Raw genomic sequence first — 19056 nt, 5'->3', positions numbered from 1 at the left:
GGAGCCGATGTATCAGGCACGTACTGCCCATGCAGAGATGACATATCGTTAAAATAGATTAACACTATCGGCGATGCCTATTAAGGTCATCGGTAACAATACTTTGACAGGCGCAACCTGTTTGGACATGGTGCCCCGATCTGCACAAATTGGGAGAATGTCGGTTGTCGGACGCCGCCGGGAAGAAAAGACTCTTAAAAAGAACCATTGCCGGACTGGCGGTCGCGGGGGTTGCGGCCTACGGCGCCACAATTGCTTATCTGACTCATTTCGATCATCAGGGTGCGCCGCGCCTGCCGACGAGCAGCGCGACATGGCATGACCCCAAGGCATTGGCCGCGTTTCAGGCATTTCAGGAAACGCGCTGCGATTACTGCCATACGCGCAATGCGGATCTTCCGTTCTATTTCAAGCTGCCTTTCGCCAACCAGATCATGGAGCGCGATCTGGTAGCGGGACAGAGGCATTTCCGTTTCGAGCCTATCCTTGCCGCGTTCATGGCAGGCAAGCCGCCCTCGGTTGAGCAATTGTCGCGTATCGAGGAGGTGATCAGCCAGAACCGCATGCCGCCGGCGGCCTATCTGCTCATGCATCCGCATGCCTACATGACCGAAAAGGCCCGTGGCGATGTGCTGGCCTGGGTGGCGGATCAGCGTCGCCGCTATTACGCAACGCCCGGGGTTGCGCCGCAATTTGCGGGAGAGGTCATTCAGCCTATTCCCGAGAGCTTGCCGGTGGACTGGACAAAGGCTGAACTGGGTCGGCAGCTTTTCTTTGATCGTCGTCTTTCGGGTGATGGCAAGCTGAACTGTGCAAGCTGCCACGGGCTCGACAAGGGAGGCGTGGATAATCTCGTCACGGCAACGGGAATCAACGGCCAGAAAGGCCCGATCAATGTGCCCAGCGTCTATAACGCCGTGTTCAACATGGCCCAGTTCTGGAATGGGCGCGCTGTCGACCTCGCAGCCCAGGCGGCGGGACCCGTCACCAACCCGGTGGAGATGGGGTCGCATGACTGGCCCGCCGTGGCTGCCATCATCGCCGCTGTGCCTGAATATCATACGGCATTTGAGGCTCTCTATGGCCCCAACGCTGTCAATCAGCGCACGGTCACCAATGCCATTGCCGAGTACGAAAAAACCCTGATCACCCCTGACAGCCCGTTCGACCTTTATCTCAAGGGGGATAACAATGCGATTACGGCGCAGGAAAAGCGCGGCTATGAGCGCTTCAAGGCGATTGGCTGCTCGGGCTGCCACAGCGGCGTGGCCGTGGGCGGCGATGCCTATGAGGTCATGGGGCTGGAAGGTCCGTATTTCACGGATCGCAAGGTAGGGCTGACCGATGTAGACTCAGGGCGTGAAGGTTTCACCCATGCCCTTGATGACCACCAGAAATTCAAGGTGCCCAATTTGCGCAATGTTGCGCTGACGGCTCCCTATTTTCATGATGGCAGTGCCGCAACTCTGGCGGATGCCGTGCGTCAGATGGCCCGGTACCAAACGCCCTACGCGACGTTGTCGAAGCAGGATGTTGACGATATCGTTGCTTTCCTCAAAACCCTGACAGGCAAGTATCAGGGCGTGCCATTGCAGCAGGTTATTGCGGAGCCGCCTCTGAAGGCGCCGGAAACACAACAGGATGCGCCATAAGGGCGCAATGCCCTGAGAACTGAACGCGTGTTCGTGCGCGTCACCAAGGAACAGCCGTGTCGCGACGTGATCTGAGTTCTGAAGATGAAACGTTGTGGCAGGCCTTCACGCGCACGATCATGCCCCTTCGTGCTGCCGGGCGCGCCGGACGACGCTCCGGTGCTGCGTCGAGGGTCAAAAACATGCGTCCCGTTGCGTCGGGGCGCAGCACCCAGCGTGATGCCGCTGGCGCTGTAGACGTTGAGACCAGCAAGACTTCGCCAGCGTCGCGCTATGTAGTGCGTGAGGTCATGCGTGTGGCAACGCCTGTCCCGAAACCCGCCATTACCCATGGCCGCCTCGAAATCAACGGGCGGCAGCCGGGTCTTGATACAACGTCATGGAACGCGCTGGCGACCGGCAAGATGAAGCCGCAGAAGCGGCTCGACCTGCACGGGCATTTTGCCCAAGATGCCTTTTACAAGCTCCATCATTTTCTGCACGCCGCGAGCAAGCAGGGTATTCGCTGTGTGGAGGTGATTACCGGGCTCGGCAGCGGTCAGGAGGGGGGCGTGATCCGTCAGGAATTACCCCACTGGCTGGAGCGGGGTGATCTGCGCCCCCTTATCCTTGCAGTGGTTCACACGCACAAACGCAACAAGGGCGCGGTGAGGATCCTGCTCAGGGCGCGTCATCGTCTCTGAGGCGACATAGTTCGGGCCGGTTATCCGCGGCTGTATCTTTCCCCGCGAGATAATCTGACGCGCCGTCAGGTGGGACGTGTTTCCTGCCCCTGACGCCAGCGCGGCTGATTGTTGTTGATCCAGCGCCGCAGTGCCAGAAGCGAGGTGAGCTCCGGCATGCACTGGTTCAACAGGGGAGCGGCGTCGGCACCGGCTACCACCGTGAGATGCTGTGTGTCGTTCCAGCTTCGTAAGGCGCTGTCCAGGATCGCTTCCTGCGACGCGTGACGCCAGCGCGCGATGGCCAGGGGCGGTGTGAGCATGGGTAATGCCAGGACAAGGGCTGAGGCGGCGGCACTAGAGACGGCGCGCCACGCTTCGAACAGGGCACCTGCCGGGGCGTGACCCCGGGCCATGAGATATGTCGCTTCGAAGCCCGGTATATTGGCTACGGTAGGGCCAGAGCAGAAAATCGGCTTGATCCCCTCCGGCGCTGTCGCGATGTCGGCGGCCAGATCATCCCCGGGTCCGGGTGTGAGCTGTACGGCATCGACCTGGCCGGATTTGAGGGCCTCCATCGCTTCAGCCTTGCTGGCATAGCCAGCGACAGGCAGGGGATGAAGCCCGAGAAGGGAGAGCCCCAGAAGGCTGGAAAGTTCCACACCGGTGGGATGGGATACGGCGAGCCTGACTGGCCGATCATGAAACAGCCCGCTCAGGCGCGAGCGTATGGTGCGATGCAGTTCGGCGCGGGCCAATGTCACTGCCGGGCGGCGTGCCACAATCAGGGCAGCCCAGCGCGAGAAATCGAAATGCACGCGCGCATCGCCGGAGAGCGAGGCGATCAGCGCAGCACCGGGTGCCAGTATGGCGGTCCCGCCATCCGCTTCGGGGCTGACATTATCGAAGAGATTGGCGGCCGTGACGCCGTCGCGTCCCATGTCATAGTGAACAGCAATGGGGGGAGGCGTATTGAGGCCGGTTGCAAGTGCAGTTGCCACCATCGGGGCAACCTGTCCGGGGAGGGAGTCCGGACCGCCACCCACAATCAGGCGGGGTGAGTCGATGAGTGACGAGGTCGAGACACTCCGTTCGTCATCCTCCCAGGCATAGGCCGGAAGGATGCTGGCCAGATTCGTCGCGACAACAGCGGAGAGAACGCTGCGTCGGGTCGTCTTTTTACCCGTCACGTGAGACGTCAACCTGTAGCGCACTTCTTCCCTTTCACCGCCGGTCTGGCCAGCACGCGCTGGTAAGCCAGATGATTGCGGCTAAATCGTGTCGCCACGCCCCGGGGCGTTTGCCCCAGAGTGCCCTCCATCAGGGCCATTTGACCTCGGGTGGCATGCTCATGAGGATCGCTTCCGTGTTGCCGCCAGTCTTGAGGCCAAACACGGTGCCGCGATCATGTATCAGATTGAACTCGACATAGCGACCACGTCTTATGAGCTGTGCCTCACGATCAGCCTCGGTCCAGGGCTGCATCATGCGCGCACGAACGGCACGTGGATACGCCTCATAAAAAGCCAGACCGACATCCTTCGTGAAAGCGAAATCCTTCTCAGCGTCGCCGCTGTTGAAATGATCGTAGAAGATGCCGCCAAGCCCGCGTGGTTCACCGCGGTGATGCAGGAAGAAATACTCGTCGCACCAGGCCTTGAACTTCTCGTAATAGGTCGGGTCGTGGGGCTCACAGGCCTTACGAAACGTCTCATGGAAGGCAGCAGCATCTTCCTGCGCTTCAGCGCTGTCAGGAAACATGGGGGTAATATCGCCGCCGCCGCCAAACCAGCCATTGCTGGTAATGATCATGCGGGTGTTGAAATGGGCTGCACTCACATGCGGGTTGCATGGATGGGCCACAAGCGAGATGCCCGTTGCGAAGAAACGGGGGTCGACATCGGCACCTGGCATGTTCTTGCGGAACTCGGGTGAGAATTCGCCCCAGACCGTCGAGACATTGACACCGACCTTCTCGAAGACACGGCCACGCATGACAGACATGACGCCGCTGCCCTGAAGGGCGCTATCGGGGGCCTCGCTGCGGTTCCACGCCGTGCGCACGAAACGTCCTGCCTCGGTTTTGTCGCGCAGGACAGGCGAGTTGTTGGCGACGGCCTCGTCCTCGATGGCTTCATACGAAGCGCAGATCTTGTCGCGCAGGGTCTCGAACCAGTGCCGCGCCTTTTCCTTGAAAGAGTCATGAGGCACGTCGTCCCGGATGAGGGTGCCAAATGTCTTGGGGTCCAAGGTCTCGCTCATGGCAAGCTCCACATTCTGTTCCAGCCGGTCTTGCGCCAGCCTGAGAGCCTAGAGCCATATCAGAATCGTCAGAACAGGGCCATGCAGGGCAGAATGAAAACACTGACAGGTTGCGAAGCCAGCCATTCTGGTGTTCCTGAACGCGACATTTACCGACACAGAGCAAAGGCAGTTCGGCATGACTGAAAACGTGACCATCGAACCCGTGATCGGCCTTATTGGCGGGTCCGGGCTGTATGACATCGACGGTCTGGAAGATAAGGAATGGCGTCGGGTCGAAACCCCCTGGGGTGAGCCCTCCGACGAATTGCTGTTCGGCCGACTGGATGGCGTGCGCTGCGTGTTCCTGCCGCGCCATGGCCGTGGGCATCCTATTCCGCCGTCAGAACTCAATTTCCGCGCCAATATCGATGCGCTCAAGCGCGTCGGCGTGACCGATATTGTCTCTCTTTCCGCTGTCGGCTCGCTGCGTGAGGATCTGCCTCCGGGACAGTTCGTTCTGGTTGACCAGTTCATCGACCGCTCATTTGCGCGTGAAAAGACCTTTTTCGGTCGTGGCTGCGTGGCCCATGTCGGCATGGCCGATCCGGTTTCGGCCCGTATGGGCGATGTGATTGCCGAACAGGCCGAAAAGATCGGCGTGCCGATGGTGCGTGGTGGAACCTATCTCGTGATGGAAGGGCCGCAATTTTCGACCCGCGCAGAAAGCGAGCTGTACCGTCAGTGGGGTTGCTCGGTCATTGGTATGACCAACATGCCAGAGGCCAAACTCGCCCGTGAAGCCGAGATGTGCTATGCCAGCATTGCCATGGTGACAGATTACGATTGCTGGCACGACGACCATGACTCCGTGACGGTCGATGCGGTTGTGGCCGTCATGACGCAGAACGCTGCCAAGGCGAAGGCGCTGGTCAAGGCTATCATTCCCGAACTCGGCAAGAAGCGCGGCCTGTGTCCTTCAGGTGCGGAGCGGGCGCTGGATCATGCGATCATCACAGCTCCGGCATCACGTGACCCTGCCATGCTGGCAAAGCTCGATGCCGTTGCAGGCCGCGTCCTGCGCTGAAAACGGACCTGTCTCGATGGGCTGGAACGAAAAAGGCTGACCCGTGAGGGCCAGCCTTTTCCTCTGGTGCAAAGCACTTTCCGTGTCTTACCGCCGGAAGCATCTGCCCAATTCCCATAGAGGCCAGAGTGATCAGGCCTGATCCTGCTTCTCCGGGAAATGCTCACGGTCCCCTTGGTCGGTCTGACGCTCGGGAAACTCTCCCAGATTTTGCTGGATCTCAGCGTTCTCGACCTGAACATCAGCAAATTGCGGGTCAGGCAGATCCTTTACGGGAATCTCTCCCGCATGCGGGTGCTCCTCCATGCCGATAATTTCGGAGGCATTCTCATGGTAGGCTTCAGGCCCACATCCGGGCTTGCCATCGGCTTCCCAGAGTTCCTTTGCCTTGGCGGCAATGCGGGCATCGCGCTCGGGACTGTCAACGAGCGGATTGGTGCTGTCTGCGGGCATGATGGATTTCCTGACTGAGAGTGTAAGGTATCAGAGATGGGCTTCGAAGAACGCCATGCTGCGCTCATGAGCGAGGTCCCGGGCCGGCTTGTTGAAGCTCGGACGATCATTGCAGCCAAAGCCGTGGCCAGCGTCGTCATAGACGAAGATCTCGACCTCGGGCCTGTTTTCGCGAATGGTGTTGATATCGGTGTGGGGAATGTGGTCGTCCTCACCGCCGAAATGCAGTTGCACCGGGCAATGGGGCTTCTCATGGCTGAGCGCTGCAATTCCGCCGCCATACCAGGCGCAGGCAGCGGCAAAGTTGCGCGTACGGGTCGCGGCCTCCCATGCTACGAGACCGCCCCAGCAGAAGCCCAGTATGCCGACCTTCGAGTGACCGTGATGATTCAGGGCATGGCAAGCTGCGGTGATATCGGCCTGCAATGCATCAGGGCTGATTTTCTCGCGCAAGGCGAGGCCCTCGGTCATGCCTTCGGAATCGTAGGGGAGAACCACATCGCGCTCGGCACGATCAAACAGGGCAGGGGCGATCACGTGATAGCCATGACGTTCTGCGAGTTCATCGCACACGGCACGGATGTGATCGGTAAGGCCGAAGATTTCCTGAACCACCACGAGAGCGCGACGCGCCTTGGCGTCGCCTGCTTCATAGGCAGAAAAATGATGCGTGTCCGAGGCGGTCAGGGATATCAGGCGTCCCATGGAACGGCCCTCCTTCTTGCTTGTTCATCTTAATCAGGAGCAACGATAACATGGCAGAGATCGTCAACCTGCGTCGGGTACGCAAACGTCTGGCGCGTGAGAAGGATGCTCGGCAGGCTGATGAAAACCGGCATCTCTTCGGGCAGAGCAAGGGCGAGCGCGCCAGAACAACGCAGGAAAAGAACCGTCTGAAGCGCGAGGTCGATGGTGCCCGGATTGAGGAGACGCCGCATTTACCTGATGAGGGCAACTGATCGAACGTCTCCCGGCCGGGAAATGAGCGGGCGCCGGCTTATTGATTTTTTGATGAAATTCGGATGGCAGATATGGCGGGGGTCTTGACGCTGGGCGGGGGCTCTCTTACCTGTTTGGCACTCTCGCTACGGGAGTGCTAACGCGCTGCGGCTTAGCGGGCGCGCAAACCGGCGGCGTTGCTTTTGAGCAAGGGCGCCGCCTTAGAGATAGAGTGGAGCGATCCATTATGACAAATTTTCGGCCTTTGCATGACCGTGTCGTCGTTCGCCGCCTTGAGGGCGAGCAGAAGACGGCCGGTGGCATCATCATTCCGGACACCGCCAAGGAAAAGCCCATGGAAGGCGAAATCGTCTCCGTTGGTCCGGGTGCCCGCAATGAGCAGGGTCAGCTGGTAGCACTGGACGTCAAGGCTGGCGATCGCGTGCTGTTCGGCAAGTGGTCCGGCACCGAGGTGAAGATCAACGGCGAAGAGCTGCTGATCATGAAGGAAAGCGACATCATGGGTGTGATCGGCTGATTTCCAGCCTCCCCATTTTCGCACACTGAACCTCTACTGGAGAAAAGATTATGGCTGCCAAAGACGTAAGATTCGGCGCTGATGCCCGCCAGCGTATGCTGCGTGGCGTGGACATCCTGGCTGACGCTGTGAAGGTCACGCTGGGCCCGAAGGGTCGCAACGTTGTTCTGGACAAGAGCTTCGGCGCACCGCGCATCACCAAGGACGGCGTTTCCGTCGCCAAGGAAATCGAACTGGCTGACAAGTTCGAGAACATGGGCGCCCAGATGGTGCGCGAAGTGGCCTCGAAGACCAACGACATCGCTGGTGACGGCACGACCACCGCGACCGTTCTGGCGCAGGCCATCATCCGTGAGGGCGCCAAGGCTGTTGCCGCTGGCATGAACCCGATGGACCTGAAGCGCGGCATCGACAAGGCTGTTGCAGCCGTTGTTGAAGAGCTGAAGGCGAACACCCGCAAGATCACGACCCCGGCCGAAACGGCTCAGGTCGGCACGATCTCGGCCAATGGCGAGCATGAAATCGGCGAGATGATCTCGCAGGCCATGCAGAAGGTTGGCTCGGAAGGCGTGATCACGGTTGAGGAAGCCAAGGGCCTCCACACCGAGCTCGACGTTGTCGAGGGCATGCAGTTCGACCGCGGCTATATCTCGCCGTATTTCGTGACGAACGCCGAAAAGATGATGGCGGATCTGGATAACCCCTACATCCTGATCCATGAAAAGAAGCTGTCCTCGCTTCAGCCCATGCTGCCGCTGCTTGAGAGCGTTGTGCAGTCCGGCCGTCCGCTCATGATCATCGCGGAAGACGTCGATGGCGAGGCTCTGGCCACGCTGGTCGTCAACAAGCTGCGCGGTGGCCTCAAGATCGCTGCCGTCAAGGCTCCTGGCTTCGGTGACCGTCGCAAGGCCATGCTGGAAGACATCGCCATCCTGACGGGCGGCCAGGTCATCAGCGAAGACATCGGCATCAAGCTCGAGACCGTTACGCTCGACATGCTCGGTCGCGCAAAGAAGGTGCATATCGAGAAAGAAAACACCACGATCGTTGAAGGCGCCGGTAACACGGACGACATCAAGGGCCGTTGTGCACAGATCCGCGCGCAGATCGAGGAAACCACCTCGGACTACGACCGTGAGAAGCTGCAGGAACGTCTGGCCAAGCTGGCTGGTGGCGTTGCCGTCATCCGCGTCGGTGGCAGCACCGAAGTCGAGGTGAAGGAGCGCAAGGATCGCGTTGATGATGCGCTGCACGCAACCCGTGCTGCCGTTGAAGAAGGCATCGTTCCGGGTGGTGGTACGGCTCTTGCCCGCGCTTCCGTTGCCCTGAAGGATCTCTCCTTCCAGAACGACGACCAGCGCGTCGGTGCGGACATCATCCGCAAGGCCCTGCAGGCTCCGCTGCGTCAGATCGCGTTCAATGCTGGTGAAGATGGCGCTGTCATCGCTGGCAAGGTGCTCGAGATCAACGAGTACACGCATGGCTTCGACGCACAGAACGCCGAGTACAAGGATCTGGTGGCCGCTGGCATCATCGATCCGACCAAGGTTGTTCGTACGGCTCTGCAGGATGCAGCTTCGGTTGCTGGCCTGCTGATCACCACGGAAGCCATGGTTGCCGAAAAGCCCGAGAAGAAGGCCGCTCCGGCCGGTGGCCCGGGTGGCATGGGTGGCATGGGCGATATGGATTTCTGATCCAGCGCCTTTCCATCGAGGTTACGAAAGAACCGCCCTGTCGTAAGACAGGGCGGTTTTTTCATGGGCGGCGTATTGGTGAGATCACTGCCTGTAGGCTTCGTCACCTTAGGGGGACAGGTAAACGGGTCGGGATCGCAGCTTTGGACATGACCAGTCAGATTTGTAGTGTTGGTCCCCTCGATGGTCGCAGAGGCAGAGATCGCATCAAGTCAGGCAGAAAGGAAGTGATCCTCGATCGATGGCCTATCCGATCTGTATTCCAGCTGGGAGGGCAGGCTAAATGTGCGCCGGCGTGATGAAGGGCCTTTTCCGAAAGAAAGACCCGTCGTCAACGAGGTGTCGTCTCCTTACTTCTGAACCGCATCCATGGTGCCGATAAACGGCAGGGGAGCGCCTGCGCTCAGATAGGTCGGCATGGTGCCCGACCAGCGATCAAGCGCCTTCTGCTGCAACAGCGCCGGCGTCAGGGATTGCGAGACCAAGCTATTGGCTTTTGCCTGCGCCTGCGAGGTCACCAATAGTGCCTGCGCCTGTCCCTGCGCTGTGGCGATGGCGGCGTCGGCTTGCGCCTTGGCCTGTACGACCTGCGCCTGCGCCGAAATCTGTGTTTGTTGCAACGTGTACTGGGCCTGAAGCGCCTGTTGCTGGGCCACCTGCTTGGCCTCGATGGCCTGTGCATAGGCTGTTGAGAACGCAAAATTCGCTGTGTTCACCGAATGAATGGTCAGGTGGTAGGGCTGAAGCGACCGGATGATCAGATCCTTGATCTGCCCGTCAACCAGATCACGCTTCGTGATGAGTTCCTCGGCGTTGTAATTGGCCGTAATGGCCTTCACATCGTTCGAAACCGTGGGTTCGATGATACGGCGCGCGAGCATGTCCAGCGTGCGGAAATCACGATAAAAACCCGGGGCATCAGCCTGTGCGATGTGGAACGTTACCGAGACAGATGTGCGCACGTCCTGAAGGTCGTGCGTGGCAGCCTGCTCATGCGAGGTAATGGTCTGCGGCTGGGTCGAGACTGAGATGATCTTCTGATAGACCGGTATGGCGATATGCAGCCCGGGCTCGAGAGCGTTGGGCTGGACTGAACCGAAATTGGTCAGGATGCCGCAATAGCCTGAGGCGATCTGGTAGAATGGGTTGAGGACAGCAATAATCGCGACCGCCCCCAGTGCGACGACGCCAAGCTTGATCATTCCTGAAGGCAGCTGAACGGGCAGTCTGGATGGCGGCTGAGGAAAAGACATATTGCTGCGGATCCCTGTGCAGTATTCGTCCCGTCATTGCGAGAGCGACGTTACTGTTACAGCCACGCTGTGTCGCATCAAGTAACACTATCGTAACGAAAGGTCGGAGCGGCGGGGCACGTCCAGTGCACATCGCCCGTCACTGTATCGCGGTTGCCAGTCGGCTACGCTTATGTGACCCCGGTGTGCTTTGTGTGCAGGTCTTTTCTTGAAAGCCGCGCCAGCCTCATCTTGTCAGCCTCGCTGCTGATCGGGTCAGTCGAGCGCGGAGATAACACGCCTGTCATGGATTTCTTGTGTTCGCCGCACTGCCATGATGCCGGTATTTCGGCTGGGGCAGCAGACTTCACCGGCAGGAAAATGAGATGTCGGAACCTATGCCGTGATCTGGCCGCCGAATGAGCGCTCGATCTCGATCAGGCGCTGCTTGCGCCATAATCCGCCGCCATAGCCTGTCAGGGTGCCATCTGCGCCGATCACCCGATGGCACGGGATCATGAGCGCGATGCAATTGGCGCCATTCGCGCGTGCCACGGCTCGGACTGCGCCTGGGTGGCCGATGGTACGGGCAAGGGCACTATAGCTTCGTGTTTCGCTAGGTGGGATGTCCTGAAGGGCGCGATGAACGAGCCGCGTGAACTCCGATCCCTGGGGGGCGAGGGGTGTCTTGAAACGGGCTGATACGCCCGCGAAATAGGCGTCGAGTTCCGCGTGTGCCTGCTCTGTCACCTGGGTTCTGCCGAGGCCGAGAGGTGATTTGAGCGCCGCTTGCAGGGCTTTGAGCTCGCGCGGGAGGGCCTTGCGATCAATGAATTCGAGAAGGTGCAGGTGACGCGTCGAGCATACCGCCAGCATGTCGCCCAGCGGCGTTGCGATCCAGCTCGCCTGTAGCAGGCCGCCCTGTTGCAGCGTGCCGGGCGCACAACCGATCAGTCTGGAAAAGGCGTCGCGAAAAGCACTAGCCGACTCAAATCCTGAATCGAGCTGAGCCGCTATGACTGGCTCTCCCTGTGAGAGGGTCAGGAAGCCGTCGCGCAGGCGACGTTGCCGGGCCATATCCAGAAAGGTCATGTCAAAGTGCCGCTTGAAGCTGCGCCTGACAGTTGAGGGGTCCAGCCCGAGGGCCATGAGATCCTGCTCGTTCCAGCGCCGTCCCGGATTGGCATCGAGCCTGTCGAGCAGCCCGGCAATGAGGGGGTCATGAGCGGCGCCGCCTTGGAGCGGATGACAGCGCTTGCAGGGGCGGAACCCGGCCTCGATGCAGCTGCGCACGCTGTCGCGAAAGGTGCAGTTGGTGGCAAGGGGTTTGCGAGCCGGGCATGTCAGACGGCAGAATATTCCCGTCGTTCCAACACACACGAAAACCCGTCCGTCATATCGGGCATCGCGCGCAAGAAGCGCCTGATAGAGCGTGTCATGGGAGGGAAGATCGAACAGCATGAGATGACCCTAACCCCTCCGTTCAAAACGTGAGGCCGGAAAACGGGCGTTTCATTTTCCTGCCTGTTTGCGATTGTTTCTGTCGAACATAGAAAAGATGTCGATCAGCCAGTCCATGAAAACGCGTACGCGCGGTGGGAGCTGCCTGTTGCTGGGGTAGAGAAGCGTCAGGGGCGTCGGGGCCGGAGGAAATGCAGAAAGCACCTCGACCAGCGCGCCACGTGCCAATTCAGCCTCGAAGCGATAACGCGGCGCCTGAGCCAGACCAAGTCCAAGGCACGCTGCTGTCGCTGAGGATTCCGCGCCGGAAACGAGAAGCCGTGCCGGCAGTATACGTTCGACAAGCTGGCCGCCTAGGCTGAATTCCAGCGGCAGGATCTGCTTTGTGCGGGACGAGGCAAAGCCGATCATGCAATGCCCGTCCAGATCGTCCGGGTCACGGGGCGTGCCATGACGGGCAAGATATTCCGGGCTGGCCACCGTGATTTCCGGAAGCAGGCACAGCGGGCGGGCCATCATGTCGCTATCGGGCAGGGGGCCGCCGCGTACCACACAATCCACGCCTTCACGCAAAAGATCGACGAGCCTCTCGCCTTCGCCCAGATGCACGGTAAGTCCCGGATGACGGGACAGGAAATCGGGCAAAGCGGGCAGGATAATGGTGCGTGCAAGATGCCCGACCGTATCGAGACGGATCACGCCGCTCAGCGCTGAGCCGATGGACCGGTCGGCTTCCTCGAGTGAAGCGACGATCGAGCGGCAATGGGCATAGTAGAGTTTGCCTTCCTCCGTGGGCTGTACGTGGCGTGTGGAGCGATGCAACAGCCTTGTGCCAAGACGCCGTTCCAGCGCCTGGATGGCAGCACTCGCAGCGGGTCGTGATACACCGCAGGAAGAGGCCGCTGCGCTGAAGCTGCCGCGCTCGATGACGCGCAGGAAAAGCTCGATACTGGCCAGTCTGTCCATAAGCCCATCCTGCCAATTGTTCTGTTCTGGTGAATAATGATGACAGGAATGCGCGGCTTATCGCAAGCCAGCGCGCATGGTCTCCTCTGCGTATCGAAACGAGAGGATATCACCATGACTTCCATTCATCGCATCGCGCTTGTAACGGGCGGTAGCCGTGGCCTGGGCCGAGCCACCGTCGAGGCTCTTGCCCAGAGAGGCATTGGCGTCATCCTGACCTATCAGGGTAATCGGGAGGCGGCGGAGGCCGTTGTCGCTCTGGCAGAGCAATCCGGTGTAAAGGCTGCCACGCTCAAACTCGATATGGGCAGCAGCGACAGTTTCAGCGTCTTCGCCGGGCAGGTGAAGGACATTCTGGGCCAATGGGGCCTGTCCCATTTCAACTATCTGATCAATAACGCCGGCAGTGCCCATAATGGCGGCCTGGCAGATACCACCCAGGCCGAGTTCGATCGCATGTATGGCGAACATCTCAAGGGCCCATTCTTCCTGACGCAGGCGCTCTTGCCTTTGCTCGCGGATGGCGGACGTATTCTGAATATCAGCAGCGGCCTGACACGTTTCACCTTTCCGGGTCGGATCGTCTATGCCTCGATGAAGAGCGCGGTCGAGACCATGACGCGCTATATGGCGAAGGAACTCGGCCCGCGAGGCATTACGGTCAATGTCGTGGCACCCGGCGCCATACAGACCGATTTCTCCGGTGGCGCCGTGCGCGACAATCCCGAGATTGCCCGTCATATCGCACAGAACACAGCGCTGGGGCGTGTCGGCCAACCTGATGATATCGGCCCGATGATCGCCTCGCTTCTCTCGGACGATAACCGCTGGGTCAACGCGCAGCGCATCGAGGTGTCAGGCGGCCAGTCGCTCTAAGAAGTCATGGCTCAGCCTCCACCGGGGTTTATGATCTCGGGGGAGGCGCATGAGCCCTCCTGGGTGCTCAGGAATGCAGGCGCGTCAGTCGGGCGTGGCGCGCTGCCTTGACGGGCTCTGGGGTCACGCGGTTTTCCTCTACCGCCCGCTTTGTCTCTTCATCGCCGCCTACCACATGGTCCAGGCCATTCATGAGAGCCTCATAACCCTGCCGGGCTACTAGGGTCTTGTCATTCTTGTGACCCTGATCAATGGCGCTGCTGGCCATACCGGCATTCTTGTGAAAACGACTATCGGTGGCGCCGGGCAGCAGGGCCGTCACGCTCACGCCCTTTTCCTTCAGTTCCTCACGCAGGGATTCTGCGAACATGAAGCCAAAAGCTTTCGAGGGCCCGTAGACGGTCTCGAAAGGCGTGGGCAGGGTCGCTGAAACCGACGAGGTGATCAGGATGCGGCCACGGCCCTGCGTAGCCATATGGCGTGCCACATGCTTTGCCATGCGCACGGTGCCGCTGATGTTGATGGCGATCACTCGCAGATCGTCTTGCAGGGCGGTGTCGATGAAAGCACCCCCCAGACCAATCCCGACATTGAGGGCCGCGGCGTCGACAGGCCGCCCTAGGGCGACGATGAACTGCCAGAAACTATCCACGCCCTCAGCCAACGCTGCATCCGCGCGGTGGGGATACGCAGAGGCGCCCAGGGCCTCAATGCTTGTGGCTGCCTCGAAGATCTGGTCGCTTGAGCCGGAAATGGCAACGTCATACCCGTTCCGCGCAAATTCGAGAGCGAGTTCGAGGCCAATACCCGAGGAAGCACCGGTAACGAAGGCGAGTGGGCGATGGGTCATGATGAAAATCCTGTCCTTGAAAGTAACCCGATTGATCACGGGGATATGGAACAGGTGTGCACCCCGGTGGTTTACTGACTCGAACTTGATGCACCGATGAGGAAGATTCATAAATGACCGCGGGTGGTGTGAGTAAGGACAGTCTTGAGTGCTTCATTGCGATTGCTCAGGCGGGTAGTTTCGCACGGGCTGCCTCGCTGCGCGGTGTGACAGGATCGGCCTTGAGTCACGCCATGACGCAGCTTGAGCGTAAGCTTGCAGTGCGGCTCTTCCACCGTACGACGCGTCAGGTGAGGCTGACAGGCGCTGGCGAGATGCTCCTGGCGGAAATCGCCCCGCAATTCGCGCGGATTGATGCCACTCTGGCGGCACTTGATGCGTTTCGCGCGTCGCCTTCCGGTCGGTTGCGGATCACGACGCTGCGGGATGCGGCCAATCTGCTGCTGGCACCCCGACTGGCCGAATTCATGGCGCAGTATCCGGCGATCGAGTTGGATATCGTGGTTGATGATCGTGTGGTGGATATCGTTTCGGAAGGATTTGACGCAGGAATACGCTACGGAGGCACTGTTCCCGAAGGCATGATTGCGACGCGCCTGACCTCAGATCTGAACTGGGTTGTCGTCGGCGCGCCGGCTTATCTCGACGCAATGGGTCGTCCGCAGCAGCCTGAGGATCTCATGCAGCATCGCTGTATTCGTATCCGCACCGGCACGGGTCGCCTTTATCCATGGGAACTGGGTGAGGGGTCGAGGCAATGCGTGCTCGAAGTGCCGGGGCAGGTCATTCTTGGCGATAGCGAGTTGTCGCTGGCTTGCGCCAGCGCCGGGGGCGGGTTGTTCTATTGTCTCGAAGCGAGAGCCCGGCCCGCTCTCGATAATGGCCAGCTTGAACTGGTTCTGCCTGAGTGGGCGTCGTTGGGGGAGGGCTTTCATGCCTATTATCCCTCCCGAAGGCACGTCCCGGCTGCACTGAGAGCCTTCACGGCGTTTTTCCGCATCCCAAGCGCGTAAGCGTTCCATCACAGGGAGAAGGTGGCCTGAAGGCGGGATACAGCACACCCGACGGTGCCGTGCTTCACGGCGATTGGCTTGCGCGCAGATCAGTCGCTTGCCTGCTGGTCGTCTTTTGCCCCCGACACTGCCATATCGCGCGACGTTTCCGAATGATTCTGATTATTTCAGAAGTGTAATTCGAATAACCAAAGGTAAGATATGAGTTCAGTTTACAACAACCGTAAGTAACTCTGTGATAAAAATACAATGATCAGTGTCTGCGCGATTTGATGTGCAATAAGCCTCTAGACGTGATTTCGTTTGTGAAATCTTTTCGCTCCCAGAACGCCTTTTGGAGGTCGAAAACACTATGAAGATCATCAGAAACAAGCGGCGATTGCTTCTTGTCTCCACAGTTGGTGCAGGTCTGGTTCTTGGTCAGGCGCAGCTGGCCCACGCCGCCCAGTCTGCAACGGCACCCTCACATAAGACCCACAAGCGCACAGCCAGAAAGACAACCCCTGTCGCTGCGCGCAACCAGGCCACTACCGCTCCTGCAGCCTCTGCCGCACCGCTCGTTCGTCCGGCTGCGCAGGGCGCTGGCGTCCGCTCGATCTCGGCCAGCAACGACACATTCGCGCCGGTTTCCGGTCGTGGGGCGCGGGGTGGCAGTGAAAACATTGTGGTGACCGGTTCGGCGCTCAGCACCTCGAACAACGCCAATGCCAACCCGGTCCAGATCGTGACGTCCAAGCAGATCCTGCAGACAGGCGCCACCACGGTAGGCGATTATCTGCAGCGCCTGCCTTCTGTCGGTTCGTCGGGCACCTATAATTCGCAAACGAATGGTACGGGCGGGTCGTCCTGCGTGGATCTGCGCAACCTTGGCCAGAACCGCACGCTGGTGCTGATCGATGGCAAGCGCACCACGCTCAACGGCAATAACAGCTGCGTCGATCTGAACACGATCAACGTCTATCAGGTTCAGAGCATCGAAATCCTCAAGGATGGCGGCTCCGAACTCTACGGTGCTGACGCCGTTGCAGGCGTGATCAATATCAAGATGCGCCATGACCTGAATGACGCGAACATTACCGTTCGCGGCGGGATCACCGATGTCGGTGATGGCCAGACGGGTCAGATTTCCGGCTACAAGGGCTGGAACTTCGATCATGGCAAGGGCAACGTGACACTGTTCGGGTCGTATATGACCAAGAGCGGGATCATGCAGCGCAACCGCGCCTGGTCACGCAATGTGCAGATCAACGATCCGACTGATGCGTCCGACCTGCTCTATGGTTCATCAATCCCGACAACGGGCAAGTATTTCACCGATTCAGGGACTTATATTCCCAATGCCAGTGGGACCGGCTACCACACGGCCACTTCTGCAGATCGCTATAATTACGGCTCGCAGCAATCCCTGACCAACTCGCTGCAGAACTCCACGCTGTCTTTCGACGCGCATTATGACGTGAACAGCCATTTCACGCCCTATGCCAATTTCCAGTACAGCCACCGTACCTCCAGCACCACCTTGGCGCCGGAGCCGATGACGGGCAGCATCTACCCGTCCAACCTGCCGTCCAGCCTCGTGATCCCGGCCGATGCGCCATACAACACGTTTGGCGAAGACGTGCTGATGTACAAGCGTTACGGCGAATGGGGTAACCGTCGTACCGAGACAGCGACCGATACCTACACTGCCATTGCAGGCGCCAAGGGCGAGATCACCCATGGCTGGATGTACGATCTGTCCTACACCTATGGCTGGAACCAGGTGACATCGCAGATGTCGGGTGTGGGCAACTATGCCAAGCTTCTGCAGGAATACGGTCTGCAGCAGGTCGATCCGACCGATTCAAGTTCTGCGCTCGTTTATAACCCGTCGGTCTGTCAGGCCTCTGCCGGTTGTGTACTGTCCGATCCGTTCAAGCCCCTTTCCTCGGCGGCTGCGGCTTATTCGAACTACACGAGCCATGATCATTACTATTACCAGCTGCGCGACCTGAACCTGCGCATGCACAACAACCATGTTGCCACCATGCCCTGGAAGGGCGGCGGCGATCTGGGCTTTGCGCTGGGCATGGAACATCGTGGCGAGCAGCTTGCCTATCATCCTGATGCTGTTGTGGCGTCAGGCGACACGCTCACCAACTCGGCCTCCTATACCGGCGGTGGGTTCAACGTCACGGAAGGGTATCTCGAAGGCAAGGCGACGCTTCTGCGCGACGTCTTCCTCGCCAAGGATCTGACCATCGATGCGCAGGGGCGCTATTCATCCTACAGCACCTTTGGTGGCACCAAGAACTGGAAGGCCTCGATCAACTGGGCGCCGATCCGCGATATCCGTTTCCGCGCGACCATCGGCAGCTCCTATCGCCAGCCGAATGTGTATGAGCTCTATTCAGGGGGCAGCCTTGGTTACGCCTCGGCAACCGATCCCTGCGCCCAGGCCAGCTCCTATGGATCGCTCTCGGCCAATGTCGTGGCCAACTGCGCCAAGCAGGGCATCAACACCTCAACCTTCGTTGCGGCAAATTCGGGTCAGGTGCCGACACTTTATGGTGGTAACGCATCGCTGAAGCCGGAAACCGGTCGCACCTATACAATCGGTACGGTGATCACACCGCGCTGGGTGCCGGGTCTTTCCGCCTCGGTGGAATACTGGCATTACACGATCAAGAACATGATCTCGTATCTGAGCTCACAGTATATTCTTGACCAGTGCTACACAGGTGCCAGCACCAATTACTGCAACAACATCACGCGCGTCTCGAGCACCAGCCAGCTGAACTCTGTGACGGACTACTATGCCAATATCGGCGGTCTGCGCACGAGCGGTATCGATTTCGACCTTGATTATCGTATCCGTGTAACACCCAAAGATGTGGTGACGCTGGGCAACAACTTCCAGCAGCTCATCAGCTACCTGCAGCAGAACGAGCCGGGCGGACAGTGGTACAACTATGCCGGTCGTCTAATGTACCAGTCGGGCACAGGCCAGCCGCGCGTGCGCGATTACGCCACGGTCAACTGGCAGCATGGCAACTGGGGTGTCACCTATATGATGAAATATACGGGTGGCATGGTGTGGAACAACGGATCGCAGGATCTCAGTACGGCCCTTGGTTATGGACGCTACAAGACCCCCGGCGTGTTCTCGCATGATCTGACGATTGATTATCGTCTGAACAAGTGGACGTTCCAGGCCGGTGTGAACAACCTGTTCGACAAGCAGCCGCCCTTCGTGGCCGATGCCTCGACCAACAGCGCCGCCGGTCTTTATGGCGACCTTTATTATGGCCGCTATGTCTTCCTTCAGGCCGGGGTCAATTTCTGATCCTGCCCCAAGGGTGACGCGCCTCGTGTAACGGGGCGCGAACGCCCTGTGTGAGAGGCCGTCGGAC

General features: G+C 59.5%; 17 protein-coding genes. 9 read left to right on the top strand and 8 right to left on the bottom strand.

What is annotated here, in order from left to right; genetic code table 11:
- The first annotated feature begins 164 nt into the window (after positions 1 to 164).
- Positions 165 to 1652, top strand: coding sequence for a cytochrome-c peroxidase (locus Asbog_RS08855; RefSeq protein ID WP_062164846.1), 1488 nt, complete (start codon positions 165 to 167; stop codon positions 1650 to 1652).
- Between the two features lie 56 nt (positions 1653 to 1708).
- On the top strand, positions 1709 to 2335 hold the full coding sequence (locus tag Asbog_RS08850) for a Smr/MutS family protein (RefSeq protein WP_062164845.1): 627 nt from the start codon (positions 1709 to 1711) through the stop codon (positions 2333 to 2335).
- A 65-nt stretch (positions 2336 to 2400) separates the two neighbouring features.
- Here Asbog_RS08850 and Asbog_RS08845 read toward each other — a convergent pair whose 3' ends face one another.
- Positions 2401 to 3504: a hypothetical protein gene (locus Asbog_RS08845; RefSeq protein ID WP_062164844.1), complete on the bottom strand. Its 1104-nt coding sequence runs from the start codon at positions 3502 to 3504 to the stop codon at positions 2401 to 2403.
- A 130-nt stretch (positions 3505 to 3634) separates the two neighbouring features.
- On the bottom strand, positions 3635 to 4576 hold the full coding sequence (gene hemF, locus Asbog_RS08840; RefSeq protein WP_062164843.1) for an oxygen-dependent coproporphyrinogen oxidase: 942 nt from the start codon (positions 4574 to 4576) through the stop codon (positions 3635 to 3637).
- A 178-nt stretch (positions 4577 to 4754) separates the two neighbouring features.
- On the opposite strand from hemF, the gene Asbog_RS08835 reads away from it, so the two are divergent.
- Positions 4755 to 5642 carry an S-methyl-5'-thioadenosine phosphorylase gene (locus Asbog_RS08835; protein WP_062165827.1) on the top strand — a complete coding sequence of 296 codons (888 nt, stop codon included), beginning with the start codon at positions 4755 to 4757 and terminating at the stop codon, positions 5640 to 5642.
- Positions 5643 to 5774: 132 nt separating this feature from the next.
- Here Asbog_RS08835 and Asbog_RS08830 read toward each other — a convergent pair whose 3' ends face one another.
- Positions 5775 to 6095 carry a DUF2934 domain-containing protein gene (locus tag Asbog_RS08830; RefSeq protein ID WP_023978437.1) on the bottom strand — a complete coding sequence of 107 codons (321 nt, stop codon included), beginning with the start codon at positions 6093 to 6095 and terminating at the stop codon, positions 5775 to 5777.
- Positions 6096 to 6125: 30 nt separating this feature from the next.
- Positions 6126 to 6800, bottom strand: coding sequence for a dienelactone hydrolase family protein (locus Asbog_RS08825; protein ID WP_062164842.1), 675 nt, complete (start codon positions 6798 to 6800; stop codon positions 6126 to 6128).
- Positions 6801 to 6850: 50 nt separating this feature from the next.
- Here Asbog_RS08825 and Asbog_RS08820 point away from each other — a divergent pair, with 50 nt between their 5' ends.
- The 3 genes from Asbog_RS08820 (at position 6851) to groL (ending at position 9266) form a co-directional block, all read left to right on the top strand.
- A complete protein-coding gene (locus Asbog_RS08820) occupies positions 6851 to 7054 on the top strand; it encodes a DUF4169 family protein (RefSeq protein ID WP_062164841.1) in 204 nt (67 codons plus the stop codon).
- Between the two features lie 227 nt (positions 7055 to 7281).
- Positions 7282 to 7572: a co-chaperone GroES gene (gene groES / locus Asbog_RS08815; protein WP_023978434.1), complete on the top strand. Its 291-nt coding sequence runs from the start codon at positions 7282 to 7284 to the stop codon at positions 7570 to 7572.
- Positions 7573 to 7622: 50 nt separating this feature from the next.
- Positions 7623 to 9266, top strand: a complete 1644-nt coding sequence (groL, locus tag Asbog_RS08810) for a chaperonin GroEL (RefSeq protein ID WP_023978433.1) — start codon at positions 7623 to 7625, stop codon at positions 9264 to 9266.
- Positions 9267 to 9616: 350 nt separating this feature from the next.
- Here groL and Asbog_RS08805 read toward each other — a convergent pair whose 3' ends face one another.
- The 3 genes from Asbog_RS08805 to Asbog_RS08795 all read right to left on the bottom strand — a co-directional run bounded on the left by Asbog_RS08805 (position 9617) and on the right by Asbog_RS08795 (position 12925).
- Positions 9617 to 10519: a prohibitin family protein gene (locus Asbog_RS08805; protein ID WP_083510804.1), complete on the bottom strand. Its 903-nt coding sequence runs from the start codon at positions 10517 to 10519 to the stop codon at positions 9617 to 9619.
- Positions 10520 to 10894: 375 nt separating this feature from the next.
- A complete protein-coding gene (locus tag Asbog_RS08800) occupies positions 10895 to 11959 on the bottom strand; it encodes a bifunctional transcriptional activator/DNA repair enzyme AdaA (RefSeq protein ID WP_062164839.1) in 1065 nt (354 codons plus the stop codon).
- Positions 11960 to 12010: 51 nt separating this feature from the next.
- A complete protein-coding gene (locus Asbog_RS08795; RefSeq protein WP_062164838.1) occupies positions 12011 to 12925 on the bottom strand; it encodes a LysR family transcriptional regulator in 915 nt (304 codons plus the stop codon).
- A 114-nt stretch (positions 12926 to 13039) separates the two neighbouring features.
- Between Asbog_RS08795 and Asbog_RS08790 the strand changes: the two genes are divergently transcribed.
- On the top strand, positions 13040 to 13801 hold the full coding sequence (locus tag Asbog_RS08790; protein ID WP_062165825.1) for an SDR family NAD(P)-dependent oxidoreductase: 762 nt from the start codon (positions 13040 to 13042) through the stop codon (positions 13799 to 13801).
- A 67-nt stretch (positions 13802 to 13868) separates the two neighbouring features.
- On the opposite strand, the gene Asbog_RS08785 is transcribed toward Asbog_RS08790, so the two are convergent.
- The gene (locus tag Asbog_RS08785; RefSeq protein ID WP_062165823.1) at positions 13869 to 14651 is read right to left on the bottom strand and encodes an SDR family NAD(P)-dependent oxidoreductase; all 783 of its coding nucleotides are present in this window, start codon (positions 14649 to 14651) and stop codon (positions 13869 to 13871) included.
- Between the two features lie 113 nt (positions 14652 to 14764).
- Here Asbog_RS08785 and Asbog_RS08780 point away from each other — a divergent pair, with 113 nt between their 5' ends.
- Positions 14765 to 15664 carry a LysR substrate-binding domain-containing protein gene (locus Asbog_RS08780; protein WP_062164837.1) on the top strand — a complete coding sequence of 300 codons (900 nt, stop codon included), beginning with the start codon at positions 14765 to 14767 and terminating at the stop codon, positions 15662 to 15664.
- Between the two features lie 352 nt (positions 15665 to 16016).
- Positions 16017 to 18989 (top strand): TonB-dependent receptor domain-containing protein, encoded by a 2973-nt coding sequence (locus tag Asbog_RS08775; RefSeq protein WP_062164836.1) that lies wholly within the window; start codon positions 16017 to 16019, stop codon positions 18987 to 18989.
- The last annotated feature ends 67 nt before the right edge of the window (positions 18990 to 19056 follow it).

The sequence above is a fragment of the Asaia bogorensis NBRC 16594 genome (genome assembly GCF_001547995.1).
Lineage (GTDB): Bacteria > Pseudomonadota > Alphaproteobacteria > Acetobacterales > Acetobacteraceae > Asaia > Asaia bogorensis.
This window is presented reverse-complemented; position numbering and strand designations above follow the sequence as displayed.

What these genes read in the sequence shown, in the direction of transcription:
- hemF (WP_062164843.1), bottom strand. Translation starts at nt 4,576, where the DNA reads ATGAGCGAGACCTTGGACCCCAAGACATTTGGCACCCTCATCCGGGAC.
- Asbog_RS08835 (WP_062165827.1), top strand. Translation starts at nt 4,755, where the DNA reads ATGACTGAAAACGTGACCATCGAACCCGTGATCGGCCTTATTGGCGGG.
- Asbog_RS08830 (WP_023978437.1), bottom strand. Translation starts at nt 6,095, where the DNA reads ATGCCCGCAGACAGCACCAATCCGCTCGTTGACAGTCCCGAGCGCGAT.
- Asbog_RS08825 (WP_062164842.1), bottom strand. Translation starts at nt 6,800, where the DNA reads ATGGGACGCCTGATATCCCTGACCGCCTCGGACACGCATCATTTTTCT.
- Asbog_RS08820 (WP_062164841.1), top strand. Translation starts at nt 6,851, where the DNA reads ATGGCAGAGATCGTCAACCTGCGTCGGGTACGCAAACGTCTGGCGCGT.
- groES (WP_023978434.1), top strand. Translation starts at nt 7,282, where the DNA reads ATGACAAATTTTCGGCCTTTGCATGACCGTGTCGTCGTTCGCCGCCTT.
- groL (WP_023978433.1), top strand. Translation starts at nt 7,623, where the DNA reads ATGGCTGCCAAAGACGTAAGATTCGGCGCTGATGCCCGCCAGCGTATG.
- Asbog_RS08805 (WP_083510804.1), bottom strand. Translation starts at nt 10,519, where the DNA reads ATGTCTTTTCCTCAGCCGCCATCCAGACTGCCCGTTCAGCTGCCTTCA.
- Asbog_RS08800 (WP_062164839.1), bottom strand. Translation starts at nt 11,959, where the DNA reads ATGCTGTTCGATCTTCCCTCCCATGACACGCTCTATCAGGCGCTTCTT.
- Asbog_RS08795 (WP_062164838.1), bottom strand. Translation starts at nt 12,925, where the DNA reads ATGGACAGACTGGCCAGTATCGAGCTTTTCCTGCGCGTCATCGAGCGC.
- Asbog_RS08790 (WP_062165825.1), top strand. Translation starts at nt 13,040, where the DNA reads ATGACTTCCATTCATCGCATCGCGCTTGTAACGGGCGGTAGCCGTGGC.
- Asbog_RS08785 (WP_062165823.1), bottom strand. Translation starts at nt 14,651, where the DNA reads ATGACCCATCGCCCACTCGCCTTCGTTACCGGTGCTTCCTCGGGTATT.
- Asbog_RS08780 (WP_062164837.1), top strand. Translation starts at nt 14,765, where the DNA reads ATGACCGCGGGTGGTGTGAGTAAGGACAGTCTTGAGTGCTTCATTGCG.
- Asbog_RS08775 (WP_062164836.1), top strand. Translation starts at nt 16,017, where the DNA reads ATGAAGATCATCAGAAACAAGCGGCGATTGCTTCTTGTCTCCACAGTT.